The 20,041-nt window shown below is 64.5% G+C and carries 19 protein-coding genes and 1 pseudogene; all 20 read right to left on the reverse strand.

The features are described from left to right. Positions 1–121: 121 nt before the first annotated feature. The 20 genes and pseudogenes from A8M77_RS21790 to A8M77_RS21885 all read right to left on the reverse strand — a co-directional run bounded on the left by A8M77_RS21790 (position 122) and on the right by A8M77_RS21885 (position 19,943). Positions 122–832 (reverse strand): methyltransferase family protein, encoded by a 711-nt coding sequence (locus tag A8M77_RS21790; RefSeq protein WP_086923605.1) that lies wholly within the window; start codon positions 830–832, stop codon positions 122–124. A gap of 21 nt (positions 833–853) precedes the next feature. Beyond that, entirely contained in the window at positions 854–1,192 is a 339-nt protein-coding gene (locus tag A8M77_RS21795; protein WP_086923606.1) for a DUF2933 domain-containing protein, read from the reverse strand. A gap of 296 nt (positions 1,193–1,488) precedes the next feature. Continuing rightward, positions 1,489–1,923, reverse strand: coding sequence for a hypothetical protein (locus A8M77_RS21800; RefSeq protein WP_086923607.1), 435 nt, complete (start codon positions 1,921–1,923; stop codon positions 1,489–1,491). A gap of 380 nt (positions 1,924–2,303) precedes the next feature. Then, complete coding sequence (locus A8M77_RS21805; protein ID WP_086923608.1) at positions 2,304–3,992, reverse strand: DUF3141 domain-containing protein; 1,689 nt, start codon at positions 3,990–3,992, stop codon at positions 2,304–2,306. Between the two features lie 215 nt (positions 3,993–4,207). Further along, positions 4,208–4,438, reverse strand: a pseudogene (locus A8M77_RS21810) (polyphosphate kinase 2); the annotation flags it as partial. A gap of 19 nt (positions 4,439–4,457) precedes the next feature. Next, on the reverse strand, positions 4,458–4,766 hold the full coding sequence (locus A8M77_RS21815) for a heavy-metal-associated domain-containing protein (protein WP_086923609.1): 309 nt from the start codon (positions 4,764–4,766) through the stop codon (positions 4,458–4,460). Between the two features lies 1 nt (position 4,767). Continuing rightward, positions 4,768–7,992 carry an efflux RND transporter permease subunit gene (locus tag A8M77_RS21820; protein WP_086923610.1) on the reverse strand — a complete coding sequence of 1,075 codons (3,225 nt, stop codon included), beginning with the start codon at positions 7,990–7,992 and terminating at the stop codon, positions 4,768–4,770. A 13-nt stretch (positions 7,993–8,005) separates the two neighbouring features. Then, entirely contained in the window at positions 8,006–9,601 is a 1,596-nt protein-coding gene (locus A8M77_RS21825) for an efflux RND transporter periplasmic adaptor subunit (protein ID WP_238136913.1), read from the reverse strand. Further along, positions 9,598–10,878, reverse strand: a complete 1,281-nt coding sequence (locus A8M77_RS21830) for a TolC family protein (RefSeq protein ID WP_086923611.1) — start codon at positions 10,876–10,878, stop codon at positions 9,598–9,600. The genes A8M77_RS21825 and A8M77_RS21830 overlap by 4 nt, the downstream gene beginning before the upstream one ends. Before the next feature lie 161 nt (positions 10,879–11,039). Beyond that, the gene (locus A8M77_RS21835; RefSeq protein WP_086923612.1) at positions 11,040–11,345 is read right to left on the reverse strand and encodes a DUF2933 domain-containing protein; all 306 of its coding nucleotides are present in this window, start codon (positions 11,343–11,345) and stop codon (positions 11,040–11,042) included. Between the two features lie 395 nt (positions 11,346–11,740). Then, positions 11,741–12,193 (reverse strand): MerR family transcriptional regulator, encoded by a 453-nt coding sequence (locus A8M77_RS21840; RefSeq protein WP_086923613.1) that lies wholly within the window; start codon positions 12,191–12,193, stop codon positions 11,741–11,743. A gap of 640 nt (positions 12,194–12,833) precedes the next feature. Next, positions 12,834–13,682, reverse strand: a complete 849-nt coding sequence (locus A8M77_RS21845) for a methyltransferase, TIGR04325 family (RefSeq protein ID WP_158100968.1) — start codon at positions 13,680–13,682, stop codon at positions 12,834–12,836. Between the two features lie 20 nt (positions 13,683–13,702). Then, complete coding sequence (locus A8M77_RS21850; RefSeq protein WP_086923615.1) at positions 13,703–14,677, reverse strand: AcrVA2 family anti-CRISPR protein; 975 nt, start codon at positions 14,675–14,677, stop codon at positions 13,703–13,705. A gap of 177 nt (positions 14,678–14,854) precedes the next feature. Then, complete coding sequence (locus A8M77_RS21855; RefSeq protein WP_086923616.1) at positions 14,855–15,184, reverse strand: four-helix bundle copper-binding protein; 330 nt, start codon at positions 15,182–15,184, stop codon at positions 14,855–14,857. A gap of 114 nt (positions 15,185–15,298) precedes the next feature. Then, complete coding sequence (locus tag A8M77_RS21860; protein WP_086923617.1) at positions 15,299–15,649, reverse strand: copper-binding protein; 351 nt, start codon at positions 15,647–15,649, stop codon at positions 15,299–15,301. Between the two features lie 74 nt (positions 15,650–15,723). Next, positions 15,724–16,227, reverse strand: coding sequence for a cupredoxin domain-containing protein (locus tag A8M77_RS21865; RefSeq protein WP_086923618.1), 504 nt, complete (start codon positions 16,225–16,227; stop codon positions 15,724–15,726). 40 nt (positions 16,228–16,267) lie between these two features. Next, a complete protein-coding gene (locus tag A8M77_RS21870) occupies positions 16,268–17,680 on the reverse strand; it encodes a multicopper oxidase family protein (protein ID WP_086923619.1) in 1,413 nt (470 codons plus the stop codon). Between the two features lie 21 nt (positions 17,681–17,701). Further along, on the reverse strand, positions 17,702–19,126 hold the full coding sequence (locus A8M77_RS21875) for a TolC family protein (protein ID WP_086923620.1): 1,425 nt from the start codon (positions 19,124–19,126) through the stop codon (positions 17,702–17,704). Continuing rightward, positions 19,123–19,455 (reverse strand): hypothetical protein, encoded by a 333-nt coding sequence (locus A8M77_RS21880; RefSeq protein ID WP_086923621.1) that lies wholly within the window; start codon positions 19,453–19,455, stop codon positions 19,123–19,125. The genes A8M77_RS21875 and A8M77_RS21880 overlap by 4 nt, the downstream gene beginning before the upstream one ends. Before the next feature lie 104 nt (positions 19,456–19,559). Continuing rightward, positions 19,560–19,943, reverse strand: coding sequence for a DUF2946 family protein (locus A8M77_RS21885; RefSeq protein WP_086923622.1), 384 nt, complete (start codon positions 19,941–19,943; stop codon positions 19,560–19,562). Positions 19,944–20,041: the final 98 nt, after the last annotated feature.

Below are 20,041 nucleotides of genomic sequence, written 5' to 3' on the forward strand. Positions count from 1 at the left end.
CCACAGCATCGGGCGGCGCAGGGCCGGCCGGGCCATGAACAACAGCAACGCCCAGGGCAGCGAGAAAGCCACGGACCATCCCAGCCACGTGCAGCGGAATGCGGGGTCAGCCGGTGTCACGTCATGGTCCTTGCTGTTCGCGGGAGGGTCGGCGCGTCGGCGCGATCGTCAAGCACGGGGCTGCGTCGCCCCCTGACGCGCCCAATTTGGGAAAGAACCGCGGCGTCTGACTCGCATAGCGCTCCCATTCAGCTCCGAAGGTCTTGGCTGCATCGCGCTCTTCCGTCAAGGACAAACGGACGTACATCGCACACAGGATCGGGAACATCACGAGGGTCAGGACGGTCGGCCACTGCAGCAGGAAACCGAACATGATGAGCACGAACGCAACGTACTGCGGGTGCCGAACCCGGGCATAGGCGCCGGTCTTCGCCAGCGTCCCGGCACGCTGGCTCGCATACAGCACGGACCATGCGGCGGAGAGCAGCCAAAAGCCTCCGCCGATGAAGACGGCGCTGAGCGCGTGGAACGGTCCGAAGTGCGGATTGGCGCGCCAGCCGAACATCACTTCCAGCAGGTGGCCGGCGTCGTGCGAGAGGAAATCCACGCCAGGAAACTTCGTTCCCAGCCATCCCGACAGGAGGTAGATGGTCAGGGGATAGCCGTACATCTCGGCGAACAGCGCCACCAGGAATCCGGAGAAGGCGCCGAACGAGCGCCAGTCGCGACCGGACTGCGGCTTGGCGAAGCTGAACGCGAAGATGATGAAGACGAGGGAATTGATGACCACCAGGGACCACAGTCCGTAGGCCGGTGCGTTGTCTTGCGTCATGGAATATCCTTTGCGGTTGGCTCAGTGCTGGTGCGGCTGATGCGGGGCCGCCGGAGGGGTGGGTGTGGCACCCGGGCTGCCTTGAAGGCTTGTTTTGTCGTCGGGATCGGCGCTGCCGGATCCTGTCGGGCCGTGCCCCTGATGGCCGCCGGGGCCACCGTGCCCGCCATGGAAGAAATGCATCAACGGGCACAGCGCCAGCAGGAGAAACGGCAGGGCTCCCATCAGGTGTGCACGGTGCTCGATAACAAGGAAGAAGCCGGCCACCGCGAGGAAGCCGAAGAAAACCCACGTCAGGGCGGCCCCGCGTTGCGAACGGCGGCTGGTGGTCGGATCGGGACGGAAAGAATGGTTGGCCATGATTCGCCTTGTCGGTGTTCGGTCTGGGCCGGGTGCCGGCCCTCTTGGAGCAATCGGCCAGGCTCGGGCAGTTGCTCGTGTGGTGGCTGTGCGTGGTTCGGTTGCCCCGGTAGCTTGTGCGGAGGGAGGCTTAAGCTGAATGTGCAACCTGGGTGCGGCACACAGGTCAAGCGCTAGCACTCTCGCTGGACACAGGTGTGGGAAGTGCGGGCCATCCAGGGCTACTAGCGCCGTGGGCGCAGGTCAAATCCGCGTGCACGATCAAGACTGCCCCACTCCCGACACGGGAGGGCTCGTCAAATGCGCAGGCGAGGCGCAATGTCCAGCGGGGCGCGCGGCGGTGGCGGATGCGCCAATTGCGGCGGCGCAACGCTCACCATCGCGACGACTGGCTCCCAGTTCCGCCCCGGTGCATGCGACCAAGCGATCGCATCGACCGTCAGCGACCACTTGATGGCCGAGAGGAAAGTTGGCCCGCCGGTCAGGGGCGCCGGCTCTTCGCAGACGTGACCCTTGCTGTCGTTCGACGGCTGCTCGGTTCGCAAGGCGTGCTTGTGTGCCTGATGGGCCTCCTGCGGCGCATGGATGAACGACGCATCCGGCGAGACGGGTGGCGCTCTGTGCCCGCCATAGATCTCGCACAGGGCCGTGCCTGCGATGGCCCGTACAGCGAACAGCAGCAGGAACGCAGTCCATGCGCTCCTTGCCAGTTTGCTTCGCCATGTCGCCATGTTGCAGTCCCAACGTCGAGTTTCGGGGGATTCACCATGAAATCCTTCAGCACAGCTTATTCGACAGCATTGCCGAGCGGTTGATATGGATCAAGGTCTGAGCATGCCGGCGCTGGGCTCGGGCTCGGTTCATCTCGACGGGCGCAGCCAGGTGAGGATGCGGCCCGAGCATCGTCAGCTTTCGTCATCAGGGAGACTGATCTGCAACCCGGACGGTAGCAAAGCAGCCTGTAGCGATTCAAGGGCTTGTGGCCTGTCGATCAGTGCCACCGAGTTCATCGAGCCGGAGAGTGGACGGGATGGGGGCTGCGAGATGCCTTGGTTGTACATAAACTTGACCGTGAGTCGGCAGCGGTCCGCGCGCCGTCTGGCGGCGGCCCTCACGTTCCGTAGAGGCTTTTGAACACCATCTCTGCGATGCGATCGCGCAAGTGACGCCAGGATTCGATGGATTTACCGATGCCGTCGGCCGCGCTGCGTTCCGCCCGATACCAGGGATTGAAGGCGCGTTCTTCATCGCTGAGGCCCAGCGTTTGAGCTGCCCATGCCAGGATGGGAAACAACGCAGCGGCCGGTGCGACGCGCTCGGACCACATCAGGCGGCTGGTGCGCATCGGATGCAAAGCTTCCAGCCAGCGTGCCGTGGCGGGACTGCCAAGCTGCTGCACGAAGGGTGACAGCCACTGGGTGTAAAGGGCGTCCAGCTGGCGCGACGCTTCGGCGACGCGTTCGAACGCAGCCGGACGGGGCTCGAAGGGCAAGTCCTCGATGCGTCGGGGCTCGAAGGTCGCGCGGGTGGCGTCATCGGTCCGAGCGGCGGACTCGAGCTTCATCTCGTAGAGGCCCGGCGGCAATGCCTGGATGACCGAAGCGTGATGCAGGATGGCGCGGTGCTCGCGGCGTGCCACGTCGGCCGACACGAAGATGCCGAGATGGCCGACATGCTCGTGCAGAAGATAGACGATGCGCTGGCCGGCGCTGACCAACCCTTCGGTCGAGCCGAAAACCGTCTTCAGCCACGCGAGGGCTTGGCTGGGCGGCGTGATGTTGTCGCCATAGGAACAGAAGATGACCAGCGGCGTCCGAATCTGCGACAAGTCGGCGCGGCAGTGGCCGTCGACCACCACGACGCCTTGCTCGACACGGTTGCCGATGAACAGGTCACGAATGATGCTCAGGATCTCTTCGCGACCCAGCTTGTAGAAGCCGTTCCACCAGCGTTCGAATTCAAGAAAGCGCGCCTTCTCGCGCTGCGGCTCTGCGAACACCTGGTCGTACTTTTTCCAGACCCCTTCGGGCCGCAGAGCCTCGAAGTTCTGGACCAGCCACGCTCCATCGAAGTGGCCGTGGCCCAGATCCGCCGCCAGATGTGCCGGCCAGACACCGCCAACCAAACCACCCATCAGGCGCATCGGGTTGATGTCGGCCTCACCCGCCCAGTAAGACAGGGGCGACCCGTTCAATACAGCCAGACCCGCCTCGCGGTTGCAGTGCGACAGTGCCAGAGCGACGGCCCAGCCGCCCTGGCAATTCCCATAGATGATCGGAGCGCGCGCGCGATGGCGTTCGGCAACGATATCGATGAAACGCGCCAGTGCCTCGACGACCGATCCCATGGTCTGGCCCTCGACCGGCTCGGGGTCGAAGACGACAAAATAGACCGGGTGCCCTTCCAGCAGGGCCATGCCGACCTCGGAGTCGCGCCGGAAACCCCCGATGCCAGGGCCATGGCCCGCCCGTGGATCGACCACGATCACCGGCGCGGAGTCTCGACGCACATGACGTTCCAGTCGATCCGTTCCACACCGAGTGATTCGAAGTAGGCGGTAGTTGCAGGGTGAAGCAAAGTCCCGCGCGTTTGCCACCGGCTCGGCATCGAAGTGCAGCAGCGGTGGCATGCCGGCGGCTTCATGATCGAGCATGTTGTCGGCGCGCTGGCGCAGCGTGTCCATCGCGGCGATCCCACGCCACCAGGCGTCGGCGGCATAGCATGTCCAGGCAACCAGGGGCCAAGCCGCAGGCGTGAGCGCAGGCGCGGGCGGGTCGTTAACGATCGGACGTGTGTTCATGGTGTTCTCGCATCAGCCCAAGGAAGGTAGCGCCGCGTCGACAGCCCAGTCGAGGACCACCGCCTCGTCCACGGCCAGCAGTTGCGGGTTCTTGTCGGGTTAGTGCAGGCGCCGCAGCGCGTGCCGCATGGGGTCAGCCGCGCTTGCTCCTTGTCGTCCGCGCGCACCGTCCACGGCGCTGTCGCATGGTGGTGAAGCAGCATCACGCCGCACGCCTTGCCCAGGGCGACGACACGGGGCTCGTGCGGACTCAGGTGTTCGACGATGCGTTTTACCGTGCCGTCCTTGCCCGCAGCGTCGCGCCCCTCGAGCGGCAGCAGGATGCGGTCCCCGCAGCCGATGAAGTGGCGCTGCAACTTCACCAGCTCGATCTGCAGCAGGTGCAGCTGCACGTTGTAGTCGGGCGCGTTGCTCGCCTTGACCTTGCTCTTCTTGTTCACGTCGATGTTCCTGCTTGAAGGCTGCTCAGCCGCAGCAGCAGCCACCCTGCTTATTCGGGCCCCTTGCGTGGCCACAGCCGGTGTGACCCGAGGATGGCGCAGCGTCGACTGCCATGGCCGCTGCAGGACCGGACGGATAGCCGGCCGCCTCCAGAGCCGCTGTCAGGCCCCCGAGGGCCGCGGCAGCGTTCCCGGTCGTGGTGACGCGGGCGCGGCTGAGCGACAGGTTCACATCCACGCCGGCGACGCCCGGTACGCGTTGCAGCACGCGCTTCACGGAGTCGACGCATGAGCCGCAGGTCATGCCTTGCACTTCGAGTTCGATCGTTTCCATGTCATGTCCTTTCGAGGTTGGAACTGAAATCGGGTTCGTCATTCGTGCGGCTCACTGCCAGAACCGCCTGCGATACGGCTCCAGGCGTCGCCGCCGTGGGTGCGACCTTGCGCAATTGCCATTCCTTCACCAGCGCATACAAGGCCGGGATCACCGCGAGCGTGAGCACGGTCGACGAAATCATCCCGCCGACCATCGGCGCGGCGATGCGGCTCATGACCTCGGAGCCGGTGCCCGTGCCCCACATGATCGGTAGCAGGCCGGCCATGATGGCCACCACCGTCATCATCTTCGGCCGCACGCGCTCGACAGCGCCTTCCATCACCGCGGCGTACAGGTCGGCGGCGCCCGGTGCGCGGCCTTCGGCAGCACTGCGCGCCCGGGCCTCGTGCCAGGCGTGGTCGAGGTAGATCAGCATCACCACGCCGGTCTCGGCCGCCACGCCGGCAAGCGCGATGAACCCGACCGCGACCGCCACCGACAGGTTGTAGCCCAGCGCCCACATCAACCACACGCCACCGACCAGCGCGAACGGTACCGACAGCATCACAATCAGCGTCTCCGTAAGCCGACGGAAGTTCAGGTACAGCAGCAGGAAGATCGTCAGCAGCGTGACCGGGACCACGATCTTCATCTTCTCCACCGCACGCTCCATGTATTCGAACTGGCCGCTCCAGGTGATGTAGTAGCCAGGCGGAAACTTCACCTGATCGGCCACGGCCTTGCGCGCATCGGCCACGTACGACCCGATGTCGCGCTCGCGGATGTCGACGAAGATGTAGGCCGACAGCAGCGCGTTCTCGGTCCGGATGCCCGGCGTGCCACGGACGACCCGGACGCTGGCGACCTGGCCAAGTGGCACCATTGCGCCGTCCATCGTCGGCACCAGCACTTCGCGCTCGATCTGCTCCGGATTGCCGCGCAGCTCGCGCGGGTAGCGCACCGTGACGCCGAAGCGCTCACGGCCTTCGACGGTGGTCGTCACCATCTCGCCGCCGAGCGCGGTGCCGATCACTTCCTGCAGGTCGCCGATCGACAGGCCATAGCGGGCGAGCTGCTCGCGGTCCGGCTCGATGTTGAGATACGAGCCGCCGGTGATGCGCTCGGCGAAGGCCGATGTGGTGCCCGGGACCTTCTTCACGACCGCTTCGATCTCCTTCGCCAGCTTCTCCATCTCGGCGAGATCCTTGCCGAACACCTTGATGCCGATGGGCGTGCGGATGCCGGTGGACAGCATGTCGATGCGCGCCTTGATCGGCATCGTCCAGGCGTTGGACACGCCCGGGAACTGCAGGGCCTTGTCCATCTCGGCGATCAGCTTGTCGGTGGTCATGCCCGCACGCCATTCCGACGTCGGCTTCAGGTTGATCACCGTCTCGAACATCTCGACCGGCGCGGGGTCGGTGGCGCTGTTGGCGCGGCCCGCCTTGCCGTAGACCGAGCTCACTTCCGGAAAGCTCTTGATGAGCTTGTCCTGCGTCTGCAGCACCTCGGCCGCCTTGGTGATCGACATGCCGGGCAGCGACGCCGGCATGTACAGCAGCGTGCCTTCATTGAGCGTCGGCATGAATTCGCTGCCGATCCTCGAGGCCGGATACAGCGACACCGCCATCGCCGCGAGCGCAGCGGCGATGGTCGCCCTTTTCCAGCGCATCACGCCGGCGATGATCGGGCGATAAACCCAGATCAGGAAGCGGTTCACCGGGTTTCTCGACTCCGGCATGATCCGCCCGCGAATGAACAACATCATCAACACCGGCACCAGCGTCACCGACAGCAAGGCGGCACCGGCCATCGAGAAGGTCTTGGTATAGGCGAGCGGCGAGAAGAGCCGGCCTTCTTGCGATTCGAGCGTGAACACCGGCAGGAACGACACGGTGATGATGAGCAGTGAGAAGAAGAGCGCGGGGCCCACCTCCTTGCAGGCATCGAGCATCGCATCGGCGCGCTCGCGCACCGTGTGATCGGGCTTCAGGCGTTCGATGTGCTTGTGAGCGTTCTCGATCATCACGATCGCCGCGTCGACCATCGCGCCGATCGCGATAGCGATGCCGCCCAGGCTCATCAGGTTGGAGTTCATGCCCAGCAGGCGCATCGCGATGAAGGCGATCAACACGCCGACGGGCAGCATCAGGATCGCCACCAGCGCGGAGCGCACGTGCAGCAGGAAGATGATGCACACCGCCGCGACGATCAGGCTTTCCTCAATCAGCGTGCGTTTCAGGGTGTCGATGGCGCGGTGAATCAGGTCGGAGCGGTCGTAGACCGCCTCGACCGTTACGCCGGGCGGCAGGCCGGCAGAGATTTCGCTGACCTTGGCCTTCACGTTGTGGATCACCTCGAGAGCGTTCTGCCCGTAGCGCGCCATCACGATGCCCGACACCACCTCGCCTTCGCCATTCAGTTCGGTCAGCCCGCGCCGTTCGTCGGGCGCGAGTTCGACTCGCGCGATGTCGCGGATCATCACTGGCGTTCCGCGCTCGCTCTTGACGACCAGCGTCTCGAGATCGCCCTTGCCACGCAGATACCCCTTGCCTCGCACCATGTACTCGGTCTCGGCCATCTCGACGACACGACCACCGACGTCGCGGTTGGAATCGCGGATCACCTGCGCGACCTTGGAAAGCGGGATGCCGTAGCTGCGCAGCTTCAGTGGGTCCACCGTGACCTGGTAGGTCTGCACGAAGCCGCCGATCGACGCCACCTCCGCAACGCCATGCGCCTTGGTCAGCTGGTAGCGCAGGTACCAGTCCTGGATCGTGCGCAGCTCGGCGAGTGTCTTGTCCTTGGCCAGCAGTGCGTACTGGTAGACCCAGCCCACGCCGGTGGCGTCGGGTCCGAGCGACGGTGTGACGCCCTTGGGCAGCCGGCCCGAAGCGAAGTTTAGATATTCGAGCACCCGCGTGCGGGCCCAGTAGATGTCGGTGCCGTCCTCGAAGATCACATAGACAAAGGAAGCACCGAAGAACGAGAAGCCGCGCACCACCCTCGACTTCGGCACGCCGAGCATCGCCGTGGTCAGCGGATAGGTGACCTGGTCCTCGACCACCTGCGGCGCTTGCCCGGGGTACTCGGTGTAGACGATGACCTGCACGTCCGACAGGTCGGGCAAGGCATCGAGCGGCGTCCTCATCACTGCGAAGGCGCCGCCGATGACGATGAACAAGGTGGCGATGAGGACGAGGAACGGGTTCCTCCCGGACCACTGGATGATCTTGGCGAGCATGGCGCGGTTCTGCTCAGCGGCCGCTGTGGGCGTTGGCCGCCGGCTTGATGGCAGTCACGACCCAATCGCCGGGCTGCCGCTCGACGAACTCGAAGGCAACCGCCGCGCCGGGCTTCAGCCCGTGAAGAAGTCCGGCGTTGGCGACCTTGAAGTCCATCGTCATCGCCGGCCATTTCAGTGATGCGATGGCGCCGTGGTTCAGACTCACGGTGCCTGCTTTCGCGTCGATGCCGTCGACGGTACCCTCGCTTTTGTGGCCGACAGGTGCCGGAGCCGGCGTCGCCGGTGCATCGGTCTTGGCGTGGCTGCCGTGCCCGGCATGCGAGCCCAAGCCGCCGATGGCCGCCTTGAGATTGCTTTCGGCGTCGATCAGGAAGTTGGCCGCGACAACCACCTGTTCGCCCTCGCGAGCGCCGTCCCGCACCTCGATGTAGTTGTCGCTGCGCGCGCCGAGCTTCACTTCGCGCGGCTCGAAGCGACCTTCATTGGCCTGCACGAGGACCAGCTGGCGTGTGCCGCTGTCGATCACGGCCGAGTCGGGCACCACAATCACCTTCGACTGGCCGCCGACCGCGAGACCCATCTGCGCGAACATCGCCGGCTTGAGCAGCTGTCCTGGATTCGGCAGCTCAATTCGCACCGGTACCGTTCGCGTTTCCGGCTTTAGCGTCGGATAGACGTAGGTGATCTTTCCGCTGAACACCTTCCCGGGATAGGCGTCGACCTTCACGGTCGCCTCGGCGCCCGTCTTCACGAGGCCGATGTCATGCTCGAACACGTCGGCCACCACCCAGACCGACGACAGGTCCGTCACCTGGTACAAGGCCTCGCCCGGCATGAAGCGCATGCCTTGCAACGCCTTCTTTTCGGTGACGATGCCCGAGACCGGCGAGCGGAAAGTGACAGTGCGCTGGGCTTCGCCGGTCTTCACCAGCGCGGCAACCTGCTCGGGCGACAGGTCCCAGTTGCGCAGCCGCGCGAGGCTCGCTTCCGCCAGCTGCTTCATGCCGCCAACCGCGTCGCCGCCGGCTTCGTTCATGGCCCGCACGCCTTGCATGGCGATCGCGTACTCGCGCTGCGCCGACACCAGCTCCGGGCTGTAGACATCGAACAGCGCCTGCCCCTTGCTCACCGGCTGGCCGGTGACGTTCACGAACAAGCGCTCGACGTAGCCCTCGAACTTGGGCGAGATGGCATAGACCCGGCGCTCGTCGGGTTCGATGCGGCCGGCCGCACGGACGACCTTGCCGAGGGCGCGCATGGTCGCGGCTTCGGTGCGTACACCGAGCTTCTGGACCTTCTCGGTCCCGATGCGAATCTGATTCGCTCCCGCGGGAGCACGTCGCGCGTCATCGTCCTCACCCTCGTAAACCGGGACGTAGTCCATTCCCATTGGGTCCTTCTTCGGTGTCGGCGAGGTGTCGGCCAGCCCCATCGGATTTCGGTAGTAGAGAAGCTTGCGCGGCTTGGCGGCGCTCGCCGATCCAGCGTCGCCGGTCGCCTGCATCAGCGCGGATGGCGTGCCCTGCGACCGGCCGCCCAACCAGTAGCCACCGGCGCCCACGGCGCCGAGCAGCACGACCGCCAACAACGATATCGAGGTCTTCACAGGTCTTCTCCCAGGATGCGTTCGGTTTCGGCCAGGCGCAGTTGCGCCTCGACCTGGGCCTTGAGCCGGTCCAGGCGCGCCTTGCGGATCTGCCGCTGCGCGTCGAGAAGGGTCGCGAAGTCGACCTTGCCGTTCTCGTAGGCGGCCAGCGCGGAGCGAAAGCTCAGTTCGGCCTGCGGCAGTTGCTGCGTCGCAACCAGCGTTTCGCTGCGCTTCGCTGCTTCGATGCCGGCGAGGCTCTCGCCCAGTTCGCCGAGAAGCTGGTTCGCCACGGCCTCGCTGCGCGAGCGTGCAGCGCCGACCATGGCTTCGGCTTCACGCTCCTGCGCGCGGCGCGAGGACTGCTGCAGCGGGATGTTCATCTCGACCATCACGCCCCAGGTCGTGATGCGCGAACCCACCTGCGTGGGGACGACGCCGACCTGGAGATCCGGATAGCGGTTGCGCCGGGTCAACTCGCGGTTCTTCTCGGCGCCGAGCAGGCGTGCTTCCTCCGCCTGCAGCGACGGATTCGCGTTTCGTGCTCGACTCGCCAGCGCCGATGTGTCGAGCACAGTCAGCGCCGGCAGCGGCCGCAGCGACTGCGGTTCGGCGAGCGGCGCAGCGGCATCGCGGGCGAGCAGCGTGTTCAGTCGCACGCGCAGTTGCCGCTTCTCGTTGTCCAGTGCGATGAGTTCAGAGCGCATCGCGGTCTGCTCGAGCTGGGCGCGAATCGCGTCCTGCTGCGCGGCCAGCCCGCCGGCATAGCGCGCTTGCGCCACCTGCTCCAGCCGTGCCATCAGGTCGAGGATTTCCTGCGTCAGCCGTACGTTGGCGGCGGCGAGGTAGTACTGCGCGTAGGCCGCCTTGATACGTGCTGCGAGTTCACTCCACGTGGCCGCTGCGCGCGCGCCGGCCTGCTGCGCATCGGCCGCGGCCACATCGCGACGCAGGTCCCGCTTGCCCCAGGCAGGCAGCGGTTGAATCACGGTGTACTTCGTGTCGCCGACGCGCGCCGGCAACAGATTCGGGCGGGCGTCGTTGCCGTAGTTGTTGATGTTCTCGAGCTCGACGCGTAGCACGGGATCGGGCAAGGCGCCGGCTGGCTGCACCCGTTGCGTCGCCGCGACCGCTTCCAGGCGCATCGCAGCGAGCTCGGGATTGTGGCCCCGTGCATGATCGAGCAGGCTGTCGACGCTCGCGCCAAGCGCGGCGGGCTGGGCCGATGCGCTCAGCACGGCGCCGATGCCGATCAAGGCGCCGAGTACCAAGCGACGGACCGCGGGATCAATGGTCACGGCAGCATCCCTTAGAACGGCCGGGTCCGTCGCCGTGCGTCAGACCGCCGGCGCAGCGTGATGGACCGATGTCGGCCGGTACCGGGTGAGCCGGCCCGCCGTCGGCCGCGAGCGCCGCCGGACTGCATCCCGGAGACGCGGTCCTCAGGGCGTTGTGGCACTCAGCGCACATGCTTGGCGCCGTCTGTGTTTGAGCCCGTCGTCGGCTTGCGGTCTGTCGAGCTGTCGTCGCCGCCATGCTGGCCGTGGCCGTGGCCGTGGCCGCCATGCCCGCCGCCATGTCCAAAGACATGCATCAGCGGGCACGCCAGCAGAATCAGGAACGGCGCGATCTGCAACAGGTGCGCGCTGTGCCCGAAGAACAGCCACGCCACCGCGGCGGCCAGGCCTAACCACAGCAGCCATTGATTGATTCGGGACCAATTGAGGCCGCCGAAGGATTCGGGGTGTTGGTGATTGGGTGACATGTCATTGCTCCTGATCTGCCCGTTGCGGAAGCCCACGGGCTCGGCTCACTGGTTCTTGTGGGAGTTGGCGTGTTCATGCATGGGCTTTGCCTAGGCTTTCGCGGCGGAGGCCGAAGGCTTGCCGGCACAGGGACCCGACATTGGCCTGGTCATGCCCTTCTCGGCGAGATGGTCATGGCGCGCCATCGGCTGGCGGCAGTCATGAGGCGTCGATTCCGAGATGGTCGGCGCCGAGTCGGAGGCGGCTGGAGGCTGGGCGACGGCGACCGTGCTCAACAGGGTGATGACGTATGCGAGCGAGAGAAGGCGAGGGGGGCGCCTGTGCACCAAGTTGGAAAAAGGATGGCCGTCAATTGCGGCGCGGCTGCGCGCTTGGCCCCCAGAGGCATCGGTGATCATTTCAACGACCGGCGGCGCTTGCCGTCGGCCTCGTGATCGGCGGCGTTCCAAGGCAAGCCCTCTATGAGGCCGCAAACGTGGTGACCTTCCGGGACGCCATCCGGCATCGCCGCCCAGGCCTTCAAAGCCTGCTTCATGCGACGGAACAGCGCCATCTCGTGCTCGACCTGATGCTGCTTCTCGTTCAGCCGATCGGCGAGGATTGTGCGTGCCTTGGGACAAGGCAATTGCCCTTGCTCGCTCATGCCGAGTAGCTCGGCAATGTCGCTCAACCTGAACCCCAAGCCAACTGCGCTGCGGATGAAGCGAACGCGCGCCACCGTGCTTGGCGAGAACTGCTGATATCCGCTTTCCGTCCTGCGTTCAGCCTTGATCAGACCGAGGCGCGCGTAGTGGCGCACTGTGTCAGGGCTGACACCTGCGGCCTGCGCACATTGGATTACTTGCATGCAGATTCCTTCATCGCGCGTTCAGGGCACCCGCCTGGACTGCAGAAATGAAGCGTTCGGGTCTTCAGCGATTTCATGGCTGTGATGATGGTGAGCGTCACGATGTTGCGGCGACACGTACGTGATGGCTTTGACGTGGATCAAAGGAACAACCTTTCACGCGCCTGACCGTTGAGGCCCGGGGCGAAGGGTTGATCGGCGCCGTTGCCTACGAATATGGGTCCGCCACGGGGCGCTCCAGCGGTACACAAACCGTTGTGTACGGCAGGCCTCGTATGTCGGCCGACCTTCGCGCGTTGGCCACCCGGGTGGCCAGGGAGCGGGCGAGGGTTGGGGCAACCGTCGCTTTGTCAGTTCGGGCACTGGGCCTGGTCGGGGCTCGCGGTGGCGAACCTACAAGTGAAGGATGCGCCGGTATGGAAGTACGGCCACATTCCGCGACCGATTCACGTTCCGCATGTGCAAGGACGGTGGACGGTGGACTCGTCCTTAAGCAGCTCGGCACAAGCGGATTCCAACTTCCAACCGCTCCTCGCCTCGAGGGATTGCAACCCTGCCGCGGCGGCGCGCGGCTGCGAGCGCGTTGCTCACCGACGTCGGCGGTCCCCCGCTGATGATTCGGCGGGCGCCTTCGAACACGTCAGCTTTGTTTGGAAGGCGCCTTGACGGACCGATCCGAGAAGTAGAGCCCCGTAAAGCTGGCAAACGAGAGCTCGGGGTGGCCAGGCAAATAGAGTGAGCGCTCGTGGACGGGCCACTCGTCTCTGAGTGTGTAGCCCATGGCCTCAATGTCGCGGATGAAGCGTCCTCTGTTGTAGACATGCATGGGTGCAAAGGATCCTGCGCCGATGTTCTGCGTCGTAATGAAGCTTTCGCGTTCGTGGAGCGGCAGCTTGTTCAGGAGCAAATGCCGTGGTCGGGTCTTGCAGTCTTTGAGAAGGAGTCCTGGTGTCGCGTGCTCGAAGTAATGAATGGCGCCCGCGGACATCCAAACGTCGGCGGTTCCTTCGGTCACTGCACGCTGAAGGTCCTCGGTGAAGTCCAATGTGCTGGAGCCAGTCTCTGAAGCCAACTTTCGGCCGATCGAAACCATGGCAGGCACCTCAACGATGCGCCAGGTCAACGACGCAGGCATGTCGACGTATCGGCGATATGCGTAGTAGTGAACGCCCACCGAACCGCCGATGTCGAGAATGTTCGTGGCACCTTCGCGGAAAGCGCGGTCGAGCCACCACATGACCGGATAGTCATAGGCGAAGATCCTCTTCGTACGGATGTTCACGTACTCCTCAGCCAGCGCGTCCTGATCAAATTCCGGGTTCTTCGGCAGCCAATCGCGAGCTGCTTCGAAACTATCGAACAAACCGAAGTAGAAGCCGTGCCCCTCACGGGAGAGAAACTGCTGGCGCCGCCACAGCAGTAGCGCGGGTCGAGTGAGCGGGCCTTCCAAGAACTCACGTACAACCTGCGAGGCACTTTGGTGAGTCATGGCCGATCTCCTCGCCGGTTCTATTCGATCGACACGGTGTTGTTGACCGGGCGGACCGTGGCGATCAGTTCTGCACCGATGTCGAGGTTCACCGCCACCGGCGGCATCCATCGCAGCTCACGTCGGCGAGTTTCGGGGGGCAGATCCTTGCGAGGCCCGCTCAGAATCGTGTGCCAATGAGCTCGGCGAATGTGAGCAACGAGCCGACGACCGCTTCCTGGGTCGTGGTCATCACGGTTTCGCGGTTGGGAAGCTCGCAGGGCGGCGCCTATACGGTATCCCAGACTCCAGACCGTCGGCGCAGGCGGTGGAAAGATGCGAAGGCCTCGTCGGCGGGTATGCACTGGCACCGGCCGCACCGGGTAGGCGTCGGCGCCATGGCAGGTGATCTCCGCGTTCTGCGCGCAGAGGTACAGCAGGACGGAGATCACGGGGGTGACTGCCGCCTTGAACGATTCCAACTCTGACGCAGCGGTACAGAAGGTCTGGGCGAGCGCTTGAGCGATCGATTCGCCGCTCAACTTGACGCAGAACGGGTACATGGCGCCATCCTCGAGAGATCTCGCGATGTCACGTTCAGTATCGAACAGCATGCCGAGAAAAACAGGCCTGTCGGAATCAAGGTGGGACGGCTCCATGAACACCCAGACCCCTCGCGCCGGCCCGGTCGGCGTCAGGATATTAGGAAGCTCAAGGTAGATGCACCATTCGGGCATCCTCATGAGCACGTCGATGGGAACGTCGTCGTCCAGAGGGGTATCGAGCAACGCATTCAGCAACGTCTGATCGACTCTGTAGATCCCTTGCGTCAGCCGCCAAGAAGCCAGGGCAGTGATCTTGAATGCAAGGTCAGGTCGTCCGCCGCAAAGCGGTTCCGCAACCGCGAGCGGCGCGTAGCACCAATCCGGCCATTGAGCTCTCAGCCGGCCGGTTGAGCGCAGCATTTCGTGTGTGGTCCACACATTGGGAAGCTGACGCCCCATGATCTCGAGCATGGCCCGTGCCGAATGTGGCCGCGCTACGTTTGCCTGCATCCGCTCCTCCAAACGTTCTGTTGTCGGGGATTGAGCGCGAGGTCAGCTGCTCTGGCCGGCGAGGGCACAGGTTGCGCTCCAGCGCGCAACGTGTGTCCCCGTGACGCCAGCTTGGCGGCGCTTCGGGCTACAAGGGATCTACTTGGCCATCTTCCGGCACTCTTCGGCGCACTTTTGACATGCCTTCGCACAGGCTTGGCAGTGCTGCGCGTCGTGCCTTGCGCACTCGTCGGCGCAGACCTGGCAGATGTCGGCGCAAAGGCGGCAGATGGCAGGGGCGGTCTCGCTATCCCGCGCCATTGCAGCCGCCGCGAGCTGACAGATCGCGGCGCAATCGATGTCCAGCGCGATGCACTTCGCCATCATCTTCACCTCGTCCTCACGCAGGCACGATGCGGCGCAGTGATTGCAGGCCGTCGCACAGGCGTTGCAGGCGTCGATGCACTGGGCGTACTTCTTATGTGGCATGTCTGTCTCCTTGAGTCGAGTAACCGGAGGTCCCGGCGGGAAGGACGGACGTGCCGTCCCGACGATGCAGCCCGGCATCAGCCGGGCATGGGCGAGCAGGCTGCGAGCCCCGGTCTAGCGCGCTGCTTCGATCTTGGTCACGGTGAACTTGCCGTCGATCTTGTCTGCCTGGAACCGGACCTTGTCGCCGGCCTGAACCTTGTCCAGCATGGCGTCGTCCTTCACCTGAAAGACCATCGTCATGCCCGGCATGTCGAGGTTCTTCAGCGGCCCATGCTTGAGCGTGAGTTTCTTGTTGTCCTTGTCTACTTTTCGGACCTCCCCATCGGCAAGCTCCGCGGAGGCAGGGGCATCGGTGGAACTCGCGGCCGGCGCCGCGCTGCCGCCGGCCGGTTGAGCATGCGCGAAGCCAGCAACAATGAGAGCGGCCATGGGGGCGATGAACGTCAGACGGATGTCGAGCATCTTGAACTCCTTCGAAAGCAGAAAACTGCGCGACCGCTCAGCCTGGTGTCAGAGGCCGAGGCGGTCGGCTCGTGTTACTTGGCTGCGTGCTTGTCGGAAGACTTGGTCACGTTCACGGCGCCCTTCATCCCGGCGTCGTAGTGGCCGGGCTGCAAGCACGCGAAGTCGACCTTGCCTGCCTTCGTGAACTGCCAGACGACCTCGCCGGTCTTGCCTGGAGCCAGCGTCACCATGTTCGGGTCGGCGTGCTCCATCTCTGGGTTCTTCTTCATCACCTCGTAGTGCTCCTTCAGCTCCTTCTCCGTTCCGAGCACGAGTTCGTGCTTGATCTTTCCGGAGTTGGTCACCACAAAGCGGACGGTCTCGTTCTGCTTCACGTCGATGTTGGCCGGCGTGAAGCGCATGCTGTCGGTCATGTCGACCTTCACCGTGCGCGTCGCCTTGGCCGCCACGCCTGGCTTGCCAATGGCGTCGGCGGCATCGTGGCCGTGACCGCCGGCGTGATTGCCCGCGGCGTAGGCGCCGGCGGCCGCCAATGCGGTGAATGCGGCCAAGGCCGTGTAGCGGAGGGTTTTCATGAGAGTCCTTTCGTTCAGGGTGGTTTGGGAGCGGGAGAAATCAATGGCCGGAGTGGCCGCTGGGTTTGCGTACCTGCACTTCGATGTTCTTGGCCGGCATGTTCTTGGCCGGCATGGCGGAGGCGCCCGCGCCGCGCGTCCGAGGTGGCTCTGCCACGGGCCCGTTCAGCTCGTAGGCCACCGTGCCTTGCGGATGCTTGAACCAGCCGGGGTTCGAGTAGTCGCCGGGCTTCTGCCCCTTGCGCACCTTGACCACGCTGAACATGCCGCCCATCTCGACCGAGCCGAACGGGCCTTCGCCCGTCATCATTCTGGCGGTGTTGTCGGGCAGGGGCATGTCCATCTCGGCCATATCTGCCATCCCGCGCTCGCTCATCACCATGTAATCGGGCACGAGATTCGTGATCTTCTTGGCCACGTCCTTGTGGTCGACACCAATCATGGTCGGAACGTCGTGGCCCATGGCGTTCATCGTGTGGTGGCTTTTGTGGCAGTGGAAGGCCCAATCGCCTTCTTCATCCGCCAGGAACTCGATCTGGCGCATCTGCCCGACCGCCACGTCGGTCGTCACCTCGTACCAGCGCGTGCTCTTCGGGGTCGGGCCGCCATCGGTGCCGGTGACGAGGAACTCGTGGCCATGCAGGTGCATGGGGTGGTTCGTCATCGTCAGGTTGCCGATGCGAATTCGAACCTTGTCGTTCAGTCGGACGTTGAGCGAGTCGATGCCCGGAAAGATGCGGCTGTTCCACGACCACAGGTTGAAGTCCAGCATGGTCATGATCTTGGGTGTTCCACTGCCCGGCTCGATGTCGTAGGCATTGAGCAAGAAGACGAAGTCACGGTCGACCTCGTCGATCAGCGGGTGCTTGCCCTTCGGGTGGGTGACCCAGAATCCCATCATCCCCATCGCCATCTGCGTCATCTCGTCCGCATGCGGGTGGTACATGAAGGTGCCCGGGCGCCGTGCCACGAACTCGTAGACAAAGGTCTTGCCGGGCTCGATCGCCGGCTGCGTCAGTCCTTTCACGCCGTCCATCCCGTTGGGAATGCGCTGGCCGTGCCAGTGGATGCTGGTGTGCTCGGGCAGCTTGTTGGTGACGAAGATGCGCACGCGGTCGCCCTCGACCACCTCGATGGTCGGCCCGGGCGACTGGCCGTTGTAGCCCCAGAGGTTGGCCTTGAAGCCCGGCGCCATCTCACGCACCACGGGCTCCGCGACCAGGTGGAACTCCTTGACGCCGTTGTTCATGCGCCAGGGAAGCGTCCAGCCGTTGAGCGTGACAATGGGGTTGTAGTGGCGCCCCGTCGACGGTGCCAGGGGAGGCATGGTGTCGGGCTTGGTCTGAAGCATCGGCTCGGGCAGGGCGGCCATGGCCACCTTGCTCACGGATGCGGCCGCGATGGCGCCGGTGATGGCGCCCGCTCCGCCTAGAAAATTACGTCTGTTTGTCATTGTGATCAAGGGTTGAGGCGCTCAATGCGCGGCGCCGCCGGACGAGGCTTCCGAGCCCGAACTGGCGATGGGGGCTGCCATGATGGTGGGCTTGCCGATCACCGAGGCCTCGAGCGCGGCGTCGGCGAGCCAGAACTGCTGCTGGGCGTTGATGGCGTTGCTCACGCTTGCGATCTGGTCGCGCGCTTCCGCCAGCAGTTCGAACACACCGATCAGCATCCCGTTGTAGCGAAGCACGTTTTCGTCAGCCATCGTCTGGCGCAGGGGGACGATTTCGTCCCGGTAGTGCTTGGCGATGTCGTAGGAGGTGCGATAGGCGGAATAGCCTTCGCGCAGCTGGGAGGTGGCGCCACGGACCGTCGCGTCATAGCGATTCGCGGCGGCCAATGACTGTGCATTCAACAGGTCGCGCCGGGCAGAGCCCCAGTCGAACAGCGGCAACACGATGTCGAGCTCGAAGCCGCGGCGGGTGCTCTTCGTGCCTTCCGCATTGTCGAAGATGGTGTCTCGCCTTCCGCCCAGTTCCACGTCGATAAATGTAGACAGGAGGTTGATCCCTTGCGACTTTCCGGCAACATCCAGTTGGGCCCTGGCGAGCTGCACGTCCAGGCGCTGCTCGCTGGCAGTCGCGGCTACTTCGCGAGGCTCGCGAGGCGCCTTTGGCAGATCTGGCAGCCGCTCGGGCAGTTTGAGCTTGGTGGCCTGGGCATCCGTAAGACCCAGCGCGCGAACCAACTCCTCACGCGTGGCCGTGACCGCATGGCGCGCAGAAGCTAGCTGAGTCACCGCGTCCGCGTAGAACACCTGCTGGCGCGCGCGCTGGAGCTTGCTGAAGTTGCCGATGAGCTGCATACGGCGCGCCAGTTCCGCGCTGGCCTCCGCCGAATCCTTGACCTGCTCCGCGTACTGAAGTGACTGCTGCGCGGCGACGGCGCGCACCCAGGCCTGCCTCACCTGCGTGACCTGGTCCACCACCGTCCCTGTGAGCTGCACCTTCGCCTGTGCCGCCTGGCTTTTCGAGATGGCCAGCCGCTGAGGCAACAGGATCAGGTCCACAAGGCCGAACGACAACAGCCTTCCGATCTCGAGCTCGTCACCAAGGCGCATGCGCTCGAAGGTGAACACCGGATTGGGAAGTCGGCTGAACTGATTGGCCGCGGAAATATTCGCCCAACTATCTGCGAGCAAGGCTTGGAGCGCCGGGCTGTTTGCAAGCGCAACCTGTACCGCGTCGGCCTGAGACAACGGCTTGGCCAGCAACTCCTCGGTCAGCCCCGAGCGACGATCGCGCTGCTCGTTGGTGCGGCTGATTTCCAGCTTTCCCTGCGTGAACTGCTGTGCGTTGGTGTTCGTTTCCTGCAGCGCGTCGTCAACGCTGACGGTCGCGCAGCCGGCGAGAAAGGCGGCCACGGCAGAGATCGCCGTGAGGCGCAATGCACCCCTCATGGCTTCTCCTTCTTCATGGGCGTCGAGTGGCCGGCATGCGGATCGGCACCGGGCTTGGGCGTTGCGGTTTCTCCCGCACCTTGTTCGGACGCTTCCTTGGCATAGGCGCGCCAGCCTCCGCGTTGGTAAACCGTCTCGTTGGCTTCCTTCCAGGGAATGGCCTTTTCGTCCGCGTAAGAGCGATAGCCCTCGAATGCGGAGCGATAGGGCAATGTCGGTAGATTGGTCGGTGGCGGCTCAGATGGCGCGGGCGCCGTTTGGGCGACAGCTGTCAGGGCCACGATGGCGGGCAATGCGGCCAGCCAACGGGCTGGCGAAGAAAAAGACATGGAATCCTCGGAAGTTCATGGACGGAATGCATCGCGCCAAAAGGGGACGCGACGACAGGCGTTGCATGAGGGCCTGCGAATGGTTCGCAGGCATGCAGACGCGACTAGGCCCGAGGGGGTTTGTCGAGGACGCCGGGCGAGGTGCTCGCTACGGCGATGAATGGCTCTGCCAGATCCGCATCCGGCAGAGGCTGCGGAGAAGTGCTGAACTGGGTGGTGGTCAAAGCGACGGCGTGGCATGCACTGCAGGTGCCACACTTGTGATCATCGGCCGACTTTGAAGAAAGGCCTTCGTGGTCGCCGGAATGATCCTGATCGGGCGCCGCATGGTGATGTTTGCCATGATCGTGCGGTCCAACTTCCACCATTTCCAGGGCGGCACTGCCGTCAGCATGCGCTGGCGCGCACACCATGGACGCCGCCGCGTACCCTTGAAAGAGCACGGCGAACATGGCAGCCCAAACCAGGAAGGCGCGAAAGCGACGCATCGGCGAATTTTACCCGGCTGCCTTGGAGGGCAGGTTACATATTTGTAATCTGCCGTCAAGAACTGAGCGCTCGCCGGGATGATTGAGGAAAACGCACG

This window comes from Variovorax sp. JS1663, assembly GCF_002157355.1.
Lineage (GTDB): Bacteria > Pseudomonadota > Gammaproteobacteria > Burkholderiales > Burkholderiaceae_C > Variovorax.